The sequence below is a fragment of the Micrococcus sp. genome (assembly GCF_030523875.1).
GTDB lineage: Bacteria > Actinomycetota > Actinomycetes > Actinomycetales > Micrococcaceae > Micrococcus.
Genome location: NZ_JAUNHR010000070.1, coordinates 1 through 535, shown reverse-complemented (window position 1 = coordinate 535; position 535 = coordinate 1). Strand labels below are relative to the sequence as shown.

General features: G+C 74.4%; 1 protein-coding gene. It reads right to left on the bottom strand.

Annotated elements, in window-relative coordinates:
- Window positions 1-125: 125 nt before the first annotated feature.
- The coding region (locus tag Q4D18_RS09185; protein ID WP_303127587.1) for an ATP-binding cassette domain-containing protein at window positions 126-535 on the bottom strand (410 nt) is incomplete at its 5' end.

Below are 535 nucleotides of genomic sequence, written 5' to 3'. Positions count from 1 at the left end.
CCGGCGCGCCGCCCCCCCCCCCCCGGCCCGGGCGCCAGCCGGCGCCCCGCCGGCCCCCCGGCGCCCCCCCCCCGCGGGTGCGGGGGGGGCCCGACGTCGTGGGTCCCGGCGAGCCGGGAGGACGCTCAGTCGCGGGTGAGCTTGCGGTGCGTCACGCGGTGCGGACGCGCCGCCTCCGGGCCGAGGCGCTCGACCTTGTTGGCCTCGTAGGACTCGAAGTTGCCCTCGAACCAGTACCAGTTCGCCGGGTTCTCCTCCGTGCCCTCGTAGGCCAGCATGTGCGTGGCGGTGCGGTCGAGGAACCAGCGGTCGTGCGAGACCACCACGGCGCAGCCGGGGAACTCCAGCAGCGCGTTCTCGAGGGAGGTCAGGGTCTCCACGTCGAGGTCGTTGGTGGGCTCGTCGAGCAGCAGCAGGTTGCCGCCCTCCTTGAGCGTCAGCGCCAGGTTCAGACGGTTGCGCTCGCCGCCGGAGAGGACACCGGCCTTCTTCTGCTGGTCCGGGCCCTTGAAGCCGAACGCGGAGACGTAGGCGC